Annotated in this window: 15 protein-coding genes; 14 read left to right on the top strand and 1 reads right to left on the bottom strand. The window is 46.9% G+C overall.

Annotated elements, in window-relative coordinates; translation table 11 throughout:
• Positions 1 to 22: 22 nt before the first annotated feature.
• The 4 genes from PAEVO_RS15085 (at position 23) to PAEVO_RS15070 (ending at position 4,114) form a co-directional block, all read left to right on the top strand.
• The gene (locus tag PAEVO_RS15085; RefSeq protein ID WP_243390782.1) at positions 23 to 496 is read left to right on the top strand and encodes an 8-oxo-dGTP diphosphatase; all 474 of its coding nucleotides are present in this window, start codon (positions 23 to 25) and stop codon (positions 494 to 496) included.
• 17 nt (positions 497 to 513) lie between these two features.
• On the top strand, positions 514 to 1,227 hold the full coding sequence (locus PAEVO_RS15080) for an HAD family hydrolase (RefSeq protein WP_100538272.1): 714 nt from the start codon (positions 514 to 516) through the stop codon (positions 1,225 to 1,227).
• On the top strand, positions 1,208 to 1,633 hold the full coding sequence (gene fosB, locus PAEVO_RS15075; RefSeq protein WP_100538271.1) for a metallothiol transferase FosB: 426 nt from the start codon (positions 1,208 to 1,210) through the stop codon (positions 1,631 to 1,633). The genes PAEVO_RS15080 and fosB overlap by 20 nt, the downstream gene beginning before the upstream one ends.
• Positions 1,634 to 1,978: 345 nt before the next feature.
• A complete protein-coding gene (locus PAEVO_RS15070; protein ID WP_100538270.1) occupies positions 1,979 to 4,114 on the top strand; it encodes an Ig-like domain-containing protein in 2,136 nt (711 codons plus the stop codon).
• Positions 4,115 to 4,246: 132 nt separating this feature from the next.
• Here PAEVO_RS15070 and PAEVO_RS15065 read toward each other — a convergent pair whose 3' ends face one another.
• Positions 4,247 to 5,353 carry a glycosyltransferase gene (locus PAEVO_RS15065; RefSeq protein ID WP_100538269.1) on the bottom strand — a complete coding sequence of 369 codons (1,107 nt, stop codon included), beginning with the start codon at positions 5,351 to 5,353 and terminating at the stop codon, positions 4,247 to 4,249.
• Between the two features lie 194 nt (positions 5,354 to 5,547).
• On the opposite strand from PAEVO_RS15065, the gene PAEVO_RS15060 reads away from it, so the two are divergent.
• The 10 genes from PAEVO_RS15060 to PAEVO_RS15025 all read left to right on the top strand — a co-directional run bounded on the left by PAEVO_RS15060 (position 5,548) and on the right by PAEVO_RS15025 (position 12,920).
• Positions 5,548 to 6,435, top strand: coding sequence for a PhzF family phenazine biosynthesis isomerase (locus PAEVO_RS15060; RefSeq protein WP_100538268.1), 888 nt, complete (start codon positions 5,548 to 5,550; stop codon positions 6,433 to 6,435).
• A 60-nt stretch (positions 6,436 to 6,495) separates the two neighbouring features.
• A complete protein-coding gene (locus tag PAEVO_RS15055; protein WP_100538267.1) occupies positions 6,496 to 7,041 on the top strand; it encodes an STM3941 family protein in 546 nt (181 codons plus the stop codon).
• On the top strand, positions 7,038 to 7,967 hold the full coding sequence (locus tag PAEVO_RS15050; RefSeq protein ID WP_100538266.1) for a phosphotransferase family protein: 930 nt from the start codon (positions 7,038 to 7,040) through the stop codon (positions 7,965 to 7,967). The genes PAEVO_RS15055 and PAEVO_RS15050 overlap by 4 nt, the downstream gene beginning before the upstream one ends.
• A 119-nt stretch (positions 7,968 to 8,086) precedes the next feature.
• The gene (locus PAEVO_RS15045) at positions 8,087 to 8,698 is read left to right on the top strand and encodes a hypothetical protein (RefSeq protein ID WP_100538265.1); all 612 of its coding nucleotides are present in this window, start codon (positions 8,087 to 8,089) and stop codon (positions 8,696 to 8,698) included.
• 60 nt (positions 8,699 to 8,758) lie between these two features.
• On the top strand, positions 8,759 to 9,973 hold the full coding sequence (locus PAEVO_RS15040) for a glycosyltransferase family 4 protein (protein ID WP_100538264.1): 1,215 nt from the start codon (positions 8,759 to 8,761) through the stop codon (positions 9,971 to 9,973).
• Positions 9,974 to 9,994: 21 nt separating this feature from the next.
• Positions 9,995 to 10,168, top strand: a complete 174-nt coding sequence (locus tag PAEVO_RS33845) for a hypothetical protein (protein ID WP_165789669.1) — start codon at positions 9,995 to 9,997, stop codon at positions 10,166 to 10,168.
• A gap of 23 nt (positions 10,169 to 10,191) precedes the next feature.
• The gene (locus PAEVO_RS15035; protein ID WP_100538263.1) at positions 10,192 to 10,761 is read left to right on the top strand and encodes a methyltransferase domain-containing protein; all 570 of its coding nucleotides are present in this window, start codon (positions 10,192 to 10,194) and stop codon (positions 10,759 to 10,761) included.
• Positions 10,762 to 10,782: 21 nt separating this feature from the next.
• A complete protein-coding gene (locus tag PAEVO_RS34365) occupies positions 10,783 to 11,517 on the top strand; it encodes a hypothetical protein (protein WP_243390781.1) in 735 nt (244 codons plus the stop codon).
• Positions 11,518 to 11,531: 14 nt separating this feature from the next.
• Positions 11,532 to 11,900: a hypothetical protein gene (locus PAEVO_RS34360; RefSeq protein ID WP_243390780.1), complete on the top strand. Its 369-nt coding sequence runs from the start codon at positions 11,532 to 11,534 to the stop codon at positions 11,898 to 11,900.
• Positions 11,901 to 12,029: 129 nt separating this feature from the next.
• The gene (locus PAEVO_RS15025) at positions 12,030 to 12,920 is read left to right on the top strand and encodes a TIGR01777 family oxidoreductase (RefSeq protein WP_100538262.1); all 891 of its coding nucleotides are present in this window, start codon (positions 12,030 to 12,032) and stop codon (positions 12,918 to 12,920) included.
• Positions 12,921 to 12,953 lie beyond the last annotated feature (33 nt).

The following is a 12,953-nucleotide window of genomic DNA, read 5'->3' as shown; positions in this document are numbered from 1 at the left end:
AGTGAAGTTGTACACCATGTGCATGATCCAAGACGGAAGCAGAATCCTGCTGATGAATAGACCGGATGCCAAAGGATTTCCCGGTTATATTGCGCCCGGCGGCAAAGTGGATTTTCCGGAAAGCATTGTGAACGGAGCGATTCGGGAGGTTCGGGAAGAAACCGGTTTGATTGTGAAGGACATCATCTACAAGGGCCTCGAGGAATCGTGTGAACCGAATACAGGTCTTCGGTATATGGTGTTTAATTATTTGGCCACCTCTTTTGAAGGGGAGCTGCTGGAGAATCCCCCCGAAGGCGAGCTGGTATGGGTGGATCGGGAAGCGGCATTGAAACTGCCCATGCAGGATTGGTTTAAGCGCCGGTTCCCCCTGTTTTTTGAAGAAGGCACATTTGAATTAAGCGAGATATGGGATGAGAAGACGGGGATTGTTCTGGATGAAACAATCAAGCAGTATCCGGCTAAAATGCCTCAGGCGGCAGGTGTCGTTGATTAACGAAGGGAGCTGTGTTCATGGTGGTCAGAGCGGTGTTCTTCGATTTGTACGAGACGTTAATCACGGAGTTCGAAAAGGGCAAGCGGATATCCAAGAGGCCCTATGATTATATGAATAGCCTCGGGCTATCGGAAGCAGAGTTTAAACGGGAGTGGCGTATCCGGTTTGAGCGAAGAATGAATGGGCATTATCCCAGTTATCATGCTGTTATCCGGGATATTCTGGAGTCGCGAAGTTTGCCCTATCATGAGGAACACGTCGAGTTTCTCTACCAATCGAGAGTAAGCGAGAAGACAATCCCTTTCAGCGCCATTCCACAGGAAATCTATGAGATGCTCGGCCTTTTGCGTAAACGGGGATTAAAGCTGGGCTTGATCAGCAATTGCTCGGAAGAAGAGGTGATTTCTTTTGGTCAGAGCGGCTTGGCACCCTACTTCGATGACGTCATCTTCTCTTATAAGGTTGGGGCAGCCAAGCCGAATACCGAAATCTATCGATTGGCTTGTAACCGATTGTCCGTGGCACCGCAGGAATCTCTGTTTATCGGGGATGGCGGTTCAGACGAACTGAGGGGCGCCAGCAATGCCGGTCTTACGCCATATCACGCCTATTGGTTCAATACATACCTTGAGAGCGAGTATGAGAAGATCCATCAACCGCTGCATGTGCTGGACATCATCGAATCTTTTAATGAAATGGAGTCGCCTAACAATGAACCTGCAAGCCATTAACCATCTTTGCTTTTCTGTTTCGGAATTGGAAAGGTCCATCGCTTTTTACAGGGATGTGTTTGAAGCCAAACTTCTGGTCAAAGGGAGAAAGCTGGCTTATTTCGATCTGAACGGACTGTGGATTGCTTTAAATGAAGAACAGGTCGACAGAAGCACCGCGAATAGAACGTATACGCATATTGCCTTTACTATGGAAGAGGATGAATATGAATCAACGCTGCTTCGTCTGCAAGCGCTCCAGGTGAAGATTCTGCCGGGCAGGGCAAGGGATGAGAAGGACAAGAAGTCGATCTACTTCCTGGACCCAGATGGACATATGTTCGAGTTTCATACGGGCGGTTTGAAAGACAGGCTGGATTATTACCGCGCGGATAAAGAGCATATGACCTTTTACGATGCCGAATAGTTAGGGGTACGAACGATTCCAATTGCAGATCGAGGGGATGAGCCGATGAATCTTGCCAACAAAATAACGATAGCCAGAATGTTGTTGATTCCATTATTTATTTTGAACAATTATAAACTCATACAATTGAACTGATTAAGCAGGATGACCATTACCCGGGTTTAGACTGATAGGGGCAGCTGTCCATTTCATCACGCCGGAATTTTTCAGCGATTCGGAGCTGGGAAATTATCCTACTTTGTGCCTATTTTGGCGTCGGAAGGTAACGATTTAATCCCGGATTGTCGATATAGAGATAGACTGAAAAAAAGCCTGAGAGACAGAAGGTACAAAGGAGAGAAATAAATGAGCTTAAACAGAAAGACAACGAAGATCTTTCTTGTCGTTGTGATGATGTTGGCGATGGTTTTTCCAACCAGCGTATTCGCCGCCTCCGGGGACGTAACGTCGATTGAATTTGATACGAACGAGAGCAAAATTTACTTAACCGTTAATGAAACAACGGAACAACTTCGCGTATTGGCTAACATTGAAGGCTCTTCTACGAAGAAGGATGTAACCAATGAGTCGACGTGGACTTCGTCCAACACAAGAATCGTAAAGGTTGACGGTGGACTCATTATTCCACTGGAGAAAGGTACGGCTCGAATTACGGCAAAATACAAAGGCGCGATCAAAACGATTGAAGTCGATGTCAAATTTGCCATTGATGAGTTTAAACTGGATCAACCGGATAAAGTGGAACATAAGCTTGGAACGGAAGGTCTAACCGTTAAAGCGTTGGCTGACGGAACGAACGACGTCACCACGGAAGCGAAGTGGACCACTTCCGATGACAGCGTAGTAAAAGTAAGCAAAGGCGAATTGACCCTTGTAGGTTTGGGAAGCGCAACCGTGACTGCGGAATACAAAGGGCTTAAGGCTTCTTTTACGGTAAAAGTCGTCGCGCCTTACCAAAAGCTTGCGATCGTGCCGGGCGAAGATCAGGAGCTCTTAGTTGGCGATGCGCCTGTTGAGCTGAAAGTCTTTGCCAAGCAGTCGGAGACCGATGCAGGTATGGACGTAACGGACAAGGTAGAGCTGAAATCGTCCAATTCTTCCGTAGCTACGATTGAGGATGGCAAGCTAAAACCGGTTGCGTTGGGTAAATCTACGATCAGCGTGAGCTATCTGGGTTCAACGGCCAAAGTGGATGTGTATGTGCGCAATCCTTATGAAGCGTTGATTCTGGATCAGACGGATTTCGTCAAGAATCCGGTTCTGTTTATGAATGATTCGATTACGGTCAAAGCCAAGGTTCGCAACGCGGCTTCGCAATCCATTGACGTGACCGGGGAATGGACCTCATCCAACCCGCTGGCCGTATCCGTTAATGGTGGCGTGATTACAGCGAGAGCTTCGGGAACTTCCACCATCAAGGTGAGTTACTTGGGAATCAGCAAAGAATTCACGGTAAAAGTATATCCGACCGTGACCAAGTTTGAGGCAGCCGAAACGGAAGTGGACGTGCTCAAAGGCGAATCCAAATCATTCCCTAAAGTGACGGGAACGCTTCTGGACGACGAGAAAGAGGATTTCAGCAGCGCGGTTATCTGGACTTCCAGCGATGAGAAAGTGGTAACGACCGAAGACGGCAAAATCAAAGCCATTGATGCCGGTACAGCAACAATTACCGGTAAGATCGGTTCCAGAGAAGTAGCGACGGTGCCGGTTACTGTCAATGAAAAAGTGCTGGTGCTGCTGCCGGATGTAGAAGAGTATCAGCTGGTTATGGGCAGAAGCATTGCGCTGCCGAAAGTAAATGCTGTTTTTGAAGATGGCACGGAGAGCGATGTGACTTCTTCCGTTGAATGGTCACTGACAGGCTCAGCAGCTGTCATTAAGGACGGTACGCTTAAGGGATTAACCAAAGGCTCGACTACACTGAAAGGAACTTATCTGAATAAAGACATCAAGATTCCGGTCGTGGTTGAGCAGGAAGTTGTCAAGATCGTTGTAGAGCCCGAGAAAATCGATCTCAACATCAAGAAATCCAAATCGATTAAAGTTACAGGCTATTACAGTAACGGCAAGACGGTTTCGCTCTCCTCCAAGATGAATTGGAGCTCCTCGGACAGCGCGATTGTGACGGTATCCAAAACGTCTGTTAAAGCGGTTGCCGAGGGAACGGCTACGATTACGGGTTCTTACCAAGGCAAAGAGGTTACAGTCAAGGTAAACGTAGTTCCGAAATTGAAGAAATTGACGGCAAGCGAGAAGAAACTGAACCTGAAGCCCGGTGACGTTAAGACTGTAACGGTTACAGCTGAATTCGATACCGGCGCGAAAACAAATGTTGGAGACACAGCCGTTTGGACAACCAGCAACTCCAGCGTTGCCAAAGTAACGAACGGACGTATTGAAGCGATCGCGAAGGGAACCGCCCGCATTAAAGGGCAGTACGATTCAAAGACCGTATCCATCACCGTCTCTGTCAAATAGATCCAATAAATAGCAGCAGCCCGGCTCATTAGAAGCCGGGCTGCTGTTTATTCTAAGAGAGGTTCTGGAGTTCACATGAAAATCCGTCGCTTCCACGAGTACATACAATTCGTCAATCGTATAATATCCACCTCACTCCCGGTTCTCTTGGTCGCTTTGGAGCTCCTGCAGCTTGTTTCGAAAATATTCTTGGTTAGCCAGCATCGTCTCATCACCTGGGCGATAGACAAGCGCCTTCTCATTATGCTGATTCGCAAGAGCATGGGCTCCGATCCGGTCGTAACAAACGGCCAATTGCAGGTGAGGCAGCCAGGTGGAGAAGGAGGGATTGTGAAATCCCATGTAATCCGAAGGCAGTTCAAGCTCGCTCGCCAGTTTATACCAGTAGATGGCCGTATCGTAGTTGTTTTTTAAGAAAAAATGGTAACCGATGCGGCAGCAGAATTCTGACCGTGGTGGCGCATAATGCAGGGATCTGATAGAGGATTCAAAAGAGGCTTGCCCGTTTCCGAGCTCGTGATGGCAATCGGAGAGCCTGCTGCAGGCCGTGAGTATATCCTCAATCCAACCTTTTTCCGTATGTAAAAATTGTTCGTAATTATCAATAGCCTTCTCGAATTGGCCGTGATCCTTTAATTCATTCGCATAATAGAATAAATCTCGTGGCGTGAACGATTCGCCAGCGGCCGCACGTTTCTCGTAGATTCTAAGATTTCGGCCGGTATCGGGATCATCCTTCGAGCTGAGATGGGTAACCGCTACATCACTATTAATGATATTGCCATAGACCTCTAAATACTCATGAACGGGTCCAATCCATCGGAAGCCCCTGATTCGCTTCACAAGGCGGTTGCGCCGGAGACTGAAGGTGACATTGCCAAATTCGTCTGAACTTAAATGGTAGAGCATGGTAACGGAATCAATGCCGGACGCAAGGGTTTCCTTAAGCACTTTTAACTTGAGCTGGTCTTCTTCCAGCAGGATATCGTCAGCATCGAGCCATAAGATATAGTCCTGGGTAGCCTTACTAAAAGCAAAATTTCGCGCAGCCGAGAAATCGTCAATCCACTCAAAATCATAGATGGACTCCGTAAAGGATTGAGCGATTTCTTTTGTACGATCGGTTGAGCCTGTATCAACAATAATGATCTCATCCACGATGTCGGCAACACAGGATAAACAGCGGTTTAAAACGAGTTCCTCGTTTTTTACGATCATGCACAGGCTGATAGTGTTCAATGAAATTACCCCCATGTATGGTTTTGATTCATAAGAATATGCCAGATATATATTCAAGTGGGCTTACGAAATGAACCGTATGTAGGAAGCCGTTTGTAAATTTGGTCTGGATTTAACAAATCCCTAATGGTAAAATTTTCACTAAACTTCGATGCTCAAATCCTAGACGGTGCAGAAAGAAGGATCAGAGAAACATGAAATCAATAAACGTACTTCATTATGATGCATTCTCGGTGCAGCCTAACAAGGGAAATCCTGCTGGTGTGGTCTTGAATGCAGATGATCTCGCGGAGGAAGAGATGCAATCCATCGCCCGCAGCGTTGGATTCAATGAAACCACCTTTATCTTAAAATCAGAGCAAGCGGATATTAGACTAAGGTATTTTACTCCCGGCCATGAAATGAATTTGTGCGGCCATGCTACCATGGCATCCATGTATGCCTTGAAAACCAAGGGACTGCTGCCGGAAAAAGAAACCGTGTGGATGGAGACCAAGGTGGGTATTTTGCCTATAGAATTTCAAAATGCCGAGGGCCAGTTAACCATGAAAATGAAGCAGGATCATCCTCAATTCATATCCTATGGGGGAGATGTTGACCGCCTGGCATCCTCCATAGGTCTGAAGCGTGACGATTTGGACTTCAGTATGCCCATTGTGTATGGAAGCACGGGGATCTGGACATTGTTGGTGCCGATAAAAGGATTGGAGCATTTTGACCGGATGGTGCCTGACAATGCAGCGTTTCCGGATATTTTAACAAAAAATCCAAAAGCCTCGCTGCATCCTTTTTGCCTGGAAACGATGGATGGGTCTTCGTTCATGCATGCGAGACATTTCTCTTCGCCGTACTCCGGCACCGTAGAAGACCCGGTAACTGGAACTGCATCGGGCGTAATGGGGGCTTATTATTTGACGTACTTGAACCCTGAGATATCCTCTGCTCGATTTACTATTGAACAAGGCCAGGAAATGGGGAAAGACGGTAGGGTACAGGTTCAAGTGGAGCGCTGGAAAGAGACCATGGATGTCTACATTTCCGGCACGGCGGTGTTCGTTAAGGAATTCCAAGTTAGCTATTGATGGATGTCCATCGGATGATAAAACGCCTACATAGGTTAATACAACCAAGGAGTGCGACGAATGCAGGAACAAGAAGAAATAAAGATCTATCCCAAGGTGACCAAAATGCTAATAGGCTCTCTGGCGTTTGTGCTGCTAGGTAGTGGATTGGTATACGGTGGGGTGACATCGGACAACATGGTTATCGCCATTGTCGGAATCATCTGCGCTTTGTTTTTTGGCGCGGGACTGGTGTTTGCCATCACCAAGCTTTTCCAATCGGATCCGGCACTCTTGATCAATAAGGAGGGCATCGTCGATAAATCCTCCTATGTGAGCGCTGGAGCCGTCGCGTGGAACGAAATTAAAAATATGCATATCTATCAGATCAAGAGTGAGAAGTTCATAGGAATTGAGGTTTATGATCCTGATCATCTGATGTCCAGGCACCCTGCCTGGAAACGGAAGCTCATGAACATGAATAAAGGCATGACGGGTTCGACTATTCATATTTCTGCATCGAGCATCTCCGCTAATTTATATGAATTGTTCCCCTTGTTATATCGAAGATGGAATGCGTCCAAGTCGAGCCCGGATCAGATGATGAAGGAGGAGAGCATGATATGAAAACATTTAAGCCGGAGATGTCTTTGGATATGGCGATAAGTCATCTGAAGCATATTGAAGGGGAATCGGTAATGAATGTCACCCCCATCGAGATGGGGGAACTAAGCAAGGTGTTCAGTTACCGTAAGGGCGATGCCGATTATGTCATTCATTTTAAGGATAATGGGGACAGCCTTCATAAAGTGTTCAAAATCTACGATATGTACGGCGCGCAATCTTTGCCCATTCCCCGTATTCACAAGATAGGGAAAGTGGAGAATATTCACTTCTCCATTTCGGACAAAGTATCCGGTACGCCGATAAGTGCTCTTGAGCCGACGCAAATTCGAGGGCTTATCCCGGGCATTGTCCATCAATTCATGCGGATCCGTCAGATGCATGTCGCGGATTCCCATGAGGGTTATGGCTGGATTACTCCGGAAGGCAAGGCTGTCCATCGTTCATGGCTGGACTACATCACGTCTGTTTTCGATGAGGAGCAAGAAGGGTTCTACCATGGATGGCACAATCTGTATGAGAACAGCTTTCTGGAAAAAGAGTTTTTCGAAGAAATTTACCAAACGATGATCGAACTGGTTCGCTATTCGCCTCCGGAGCGATATCTTGTACATGGAGATTTCCATTTGGGCAATATGCTGGGAGAGAACGGGAACGTAACGGGGATCGTGGATTGGGAGATGGCCATGTTCGGCGACTTCATGCTGGATGTCTCTGTTCTTCATACGTGGTACCCGATGCTGGAGTTTCCGAAAAGGCTGCAGCAGGCGTTGGAGCAGCAAGGCGTAGGTATTCCTTATTTTGAAGAGAGACTGTTAGGCCATCAACTGTTCAAAGCGCTGGACGGACTTCGTTTTTATGCGAAGAAGGATGATCCCCACAGCTATCAATTCATGAAAAACCAAATCATATCTCTATTAAATCGATAGATCCCTACGGGGATCTTTTTTTGTGAGAGAAATGTGTGAAACGGAATAGTTACCTGACGAGTCCAGAATGATTGGCCAAGAATATACTGGACTAGGTTAAGTTGAAGGGTGGGAATGTCATGCATCATACCGATCGGGTGAGGAGCCGTGTACCGGATGGCATTCTAATTAGGGGCTTGGATTCTGCTGTGTATTTGGTTGAGCATAGCAAGAAGCGTCCCATTGGCGATATGGTGACATTCCATTCGTACGGATTTACCGCGAAAGGTATTGTGAAATTGGATGAGTCGACACTCGAAGGAATGGAGACCGGTTCACCTCTAAACATAAGCGGGGATTTCATCATGAACAGTCCTGCAACCCTTCTAGTAAAAAGCAGCGGGTCGGAAATCTATCTGTGGAGCGATCAGCGTCTTCATCCGATTGTATCCCTCGAAATGTATTTCAGGCTCCATTTTAATTATTCAAGTGTCGTCACCTTGCCGGACGAACTAATCGCTTTACTTCCTGAAGGGGATCTGATCCATGATTCATCGCTACTTACGCCTTTTCTTGTTAACGGCAGAGTATACAGCGCTCCGAATGGGTTGATTTATTATGGGGAGCGGCATAAGCTGCGAAAAATCGGCGGACCCGCCATCTTCACTTTCTATCGATGGAGAGTTGAGGAAATTGTTCATTTAACGAGAGATGAGTTTCACAACTACCGATTAGGGGAGCCGATCCTGTAAATAACTTCGCAATATAAGGAAGCTGGTTATTACGAGGTTTCTACGAAAAGGGTGAGGTACTTGAAGATATTGCTCGTGACGATATTCCTGATTCCTCATGTCGGTGGATTATGGAAGTATATGCAGCAGATCAAGCAGGGGCTTGAAGCACTGGGCCATGAGGTCGACATGGTTGGTGATAGCATTGATTGTTTTTATGTATATGGAGATGACAACCGGAAGGTGTTCAAGAGTCATTACAGGCCGATGCTGGAGTCGAATCTTCCTGCTGCATCGCCTATTTTCTCGGATAATTGGGTCAGGCATGCTGAATGCGAGCGGTTATGTTTGGAGTTGACGCTTTCTTATTTGGACTTGGAGCAATACGATGTAATTCATGCACAGGATGTACTGGCCGCGGCAGCCGTCAGTCGTGTAAAGCCTGCGGGCATTCCTTTGATCACCAGCATTCATGCCTCCGTGGCACTTACCATTTTGGATATGATTCAGAACGATCAAGGGATTAAACCTTCCAGCCCACAGCTCGTCTGGAACTATTACAAATCTGTCGAGAACATCGGGGGCTCATCCAGCGATCAGGTGCTGCTGGCTTCTGTGTGGCTTAGGGATGTCATGGTATCGCATTTCGCTCTGCCGGAATCCCGAATTTCATTGATTCCCTATGCGATGGATATTCTAAGCTTCGAAGACAGGCTGAAGAAGGAACACGAACTGACCCGGCCGGTGGACAAAAAAGTGATCATCTGCACTTCCAGACTCAGTTATGAAAAGGGCATTCACGTATTGTTGGAAGCCATGGGTAAACTCCAGACTTTACGTCAGGACTGGGAGTGCTGGCTTGTTGGAGACGGTGATCAGCGATCATTGTACGAAGAGCGCGTTCGTCAGCTGGGTATAGAGGGGGCAGTCCGTTTTTGGGGCTCGCGTGACGATGTTCCCACGTTGTTAGGGCTTGCGGATATTTTTGTTATACCGAGTCTAATGGAGACCTTGTCCTATTCTGTCATGGAGGCGCAGATTGCCGGATTGCCGATCGTATCTTCGGATGCGGGCGGTCTTAAGGAAGCGGTACAGCATGAGGTGAACGGCCTTCTTTTTCAGTCGGGAAATGACGATATGCTTACTGCACATCTGAGTCTGTTGTTGGAAGATGAAGCGTACCGTGGGCTTCTTGGTAAAGAAGCGCGGAAATGGGCTTTGGCTCATCGTGGTCTGGATTCCATGGTGAAGCGAGTACTGGAAGTTTACCGAAAAGAGATGAGCAGGGCACAGTAACTAGGTAAGGGAGGAATGACCATGCATGGGGTAGAGGTACCCGGAGACCAGTACCGTCATTTGTTTCTGGTCAATCATTCCGATTCGTCTTTAATGGTCTATCAAGTGGTGTGGGAGCAAACGGTAAGCAAGCTTCCTAAGGATTATTTCATACCGGATTACCGGATTATTAATATGATGATGAATATGAAATAGAACGATCGAATGGAGGTAGGGGAATGGGAACATCAAACTGGCAGAATTTATCTTATTGTGTGGATCTGATCCGGTATGTATCTCCTAAGTCCGTCCTGGATGTCGGCGTTGGTTTTGGCCGATGGGGGATGATCTGCCGTGAATATTTGGATGTCTGGGAGGGGCGCGTATTCCGCACATATTGGGACACGCGAATCGAAGGGATTGAAATCTATCCGGTCAATATTGATACCTATCATTCCTGTTTCTATAATATCATCCACGTTGCGGATGCGTTCGATCATATACAAGCGGAGGTTCAGCCAGGACAATTCGATCTGATTATTCTAGGTGATGTTCTGGAGCACTTTACAAAAGAGCCGGCGCTTGTCCTGCTGCAGACCTGTATTGAAAAATCCCGCTTTGTCCTGCTTAATATTCCGATTGGAACAGACTGGCCGCAGGGAGCTGCGTACGGCAATGAATTCGAGACCCACTTGAGCACATGGACAACGGAGGATCTGGAACTGTTTCCCGTCGTCGACAAAAGGCATTTTAAGGATTACATTAACCGTGATTTTTCCACGTATTTGTTTTCGATACAAGGCAAGTAGGTCAGTAGGGAGGCTTGTACGATGTCATCCGAACCACATCTGCAGACCATGGTCACGAAAGTGCCGCTGGAATTGTTGTTTACGGACTTCATAGATGAAGAACATAAAACCGTATTAATTCCACACTACACGGACGCCTGGTATGAAGTCCATAAAAGATATGGGGATCTACCCATTGCTCGCTTGACACCTCATTTGCAATTGTTCCGTTACCTTATGGGTCAAGGGGAATACCCGACGTTGTATCTGGGTTGGCATGCCTCCATATTTACCACCCGTGATATGGAAGTGCCGATCTCGGACTACGATCTATTGGAGCAGCGGCGCTTGCAATATGGCACGATGGCTGCCTTATTCACCAATGACCTGGATCATTTCAATAAAGATCCGATTATGGTCGAATACGACAGAAAGGGCGGTTATTTTCATGTGAAAGACGGTCACCATCGGGCCATCTTTCAGTATTGCAGCGGAGTTAGGCAGGTCCCCGCCCGAATGACCGAAGATGATTATGAGTTTTGGAAGCATACGGATGCTGTGAACCAGGTAACCGAGGTCTTTTCCCGCCATCTTCGAACGTTGATATATACTCCGATATTGAATCCTTACTTCATGCATTTGAAAAGTGAACGGGATGATGCCTATCCAACCCGTATGGACCTGATTATGGAGTATTTGGGTTCTTCATCCGTTCGAGGAAAAAGGGTGATATCGGATTTTATGCCAGACACTTTGCTCGTCAGGGGGCCATCGTAACAGGCTATGAGCCATTGGCTGAGCATTACGAGCTGGCAAGGCAGCTAAACGTTCTAGAAAGGGTTCACTTTGACCTGAAGGAGGAACGGTTTGAACGCTCAACTTGTTCGGATACATTCGATATCGGATTGCTTTTAACCGTATTTTATCATTTGATGGACGATGTGCCGGTACGGGAAGCATTTTTGAGGAAATTAGACCAGGGCGTGACAGGGATGCTTTTTTGGGAATCCGGGGCCGAGCCGGAGAAGGAGAAGTCCATTTTGCTTGCGGGAACGCATTTTGACAGATATGAGAAATTGGCAGATACCGAAGGAACCGGGAAGAAGAGAGAGTTTGGTGTTTATCTGAAATCATCCTACAATTCCGGCAGCTATGAATGAACATCTTCGATTATGGGAGGTGTTTTCTTTTTATTCTCTATTGAAACAATGATATATTGTAAGAAACCATGGTTAAATTGAACGTTTATGATGTGGATAAATCATAGAGAAAAGAGCTGATTCTATTCTATGAAAAAGATCGTTCTGGCTGGTGGAACTGGTTTTATTGGAACTTATCTTGCCAAAAAATTCACGAATGAGCCGCAAACACAAATACTGATGATATCCCGACGGAAAGGCCATATCGCATGGAACGATCAAGAAGCCATCGTCGCTGCTCTGGACGGGGCAGATATGCTGATTAATCTGGCAGGTAAATCAGTCAATTGCCGTTACGATGAAAAAAATAAGGAGCTTATTCTGAATTCAAGAATAGATACAACGAATATACTCGGCAGTGCCATCGAGGCATGCCATACTCCTCCGCGTACTTGGTTTAATTCCAGTACGGCCACGATTTATCGCCATGCCGATGATAAGCCGATGACGGAGGAGCAGGGCGAAATCGGCTCAGGTTTCTCCGTTGAGGTTGCCAAGGAATGGGAGCGTGCCTTCTTCTCGTTCTTGCTGCCTCAGACAAGACAGATCGCCCTGCGTATTGCTATCGTGCTGGGACCGGGCGGCGGCGTCATGACTCCTTATGTTAACTTGGTAAAATACGGACTCGGTGGCGTTCAAGGCACGGGCAAGCAAAAGTTCAGCTGGATTCATGTAGAGGATTTGTATCGCATTATTCTGTTTTTACAAGAGAGGGCAGAGCTGAGCGGGGTTATCAACTGTGCTTCTCCTTATCCGGTTACGAACAAGGAACTGATGGAGCAGCTTCGGTTAGCATTGAATCGTGGAACGGGATTGCCATCACCTAAATGGCTGCTTGAGCTGGGCGCTCGGCTTATTCAAACCGAAACGGAACTCGTGCTGAAGAGCCGCTGGGTGATTCCGGACAGACTCTGCAAGGCAGGTTTTCAATTTACATACGACACGCTGAATAAAGCACTGGCTGACATCTTAAAACGATAAGGGGATTCCGAGCACGCTCCTTGGTTTCGCATC

It is taken from the genome of Paenibacillus sp. GM2FR (assembly GCF_002803325.1).
GTDB classification, from domain to species: Bacteria; Bacillota; Bacilli; order Paenibacillales; family Paenibacillaceae; genus Paenibacillus_AQ; species Paenibacillus_AQ lautus.
Note: the sequence above shows the minus strand (reverse complement) of the source record. Positions and strands in the feature narration are given on the sequence as shown.

Excerpts from the sequence above, each read along its gene's own strand:
- PAEVO_RS34365 (WP_243390781.1), top strand. The coding sequence starts at position 10,783 with ATGTCATCCGAACCACATCTGCAGACCATGGTCACGAAAGTGCCGCTG.
- PAEVO_RS15050 (WP_100538266.1), top strand. The coding sequence starts at position 7,038 with ATGAAAACATTTAAGCCGGAGATGTCTTTGGATATGGCGATAAGTCAT.
- PAEVO_RS15025 (WP_100538262.1), top strand. The coding sequence starts at position 12,030 with ATGAAAAAGATCGTTCTGGCTGGTGGAACTGGTTTTATTGGAACTTAT.
- PAEVO_RS33845 (WP_165789669.1), top strand. The coding sequence starts at position 9,995 with ATGCATGGGGTAGAGGTACCCGGAGACCAGTACCGTCATTTGTTTCTG.
- PAEVO_RS15080 (WP_100538272.1), top strand. The coding sequence starts at position 514 with ATGGTGGTCAGAGCGGTGTTCTTCGATTTGTACGAGACGTTAATCACG.
- PAEVO_RS15085 (WP_243390782.1), top strand. The coding sequence starts at position 23 with ATGATCCAAGACGGAAGCAGAATCCTGCTGATGAATAGACCGGATGCC.
- PAEVO_RS15045 (WP_100538265.1), top strand. The coding sequence starts at position 8,087 with ATGCATCATACCGATCGGGTGAGGAGCCGTGTACCGGATGGCATTCTA.
- PAEVO_RS15060 (WP_100538268.1), top strand. The coding sequence starts at position 5,548 with ATGAAATCAATAAACGTACTTCATTATGATGCATTCTCGGTGCAGCCT.
- PAEVO_RS15070 (WP_100538270.1), top strand. The coding sequence starts at position 1,979 with ATGAGCTTAAACAGAAAGACAACGAAGATCTTTCTTGTCGTTGTGATG.
- PAEVO_RS15035 (WP_100538263.1), top strand. The coding sequence starts at position 10,192 with ATGGGAACATCAAACTGGCAGAATTTATCTTATTGTGTGGATCTGATC.
- fosB (WP_100538271.1), top strand. The coding sequence starts at position 1,208 with ATGAACCTGCAAGCCATTAACCATCTTTGCTTTTCTGTTTCGGAATTG.
- PAEVO_RS15055 (WP_100538267.1), top strand. The coding sequence starts at position 6,496 with ATGCAGGAACAAGAAGAAATAAAGATCTATCCCAAGGTGACCAAAATG.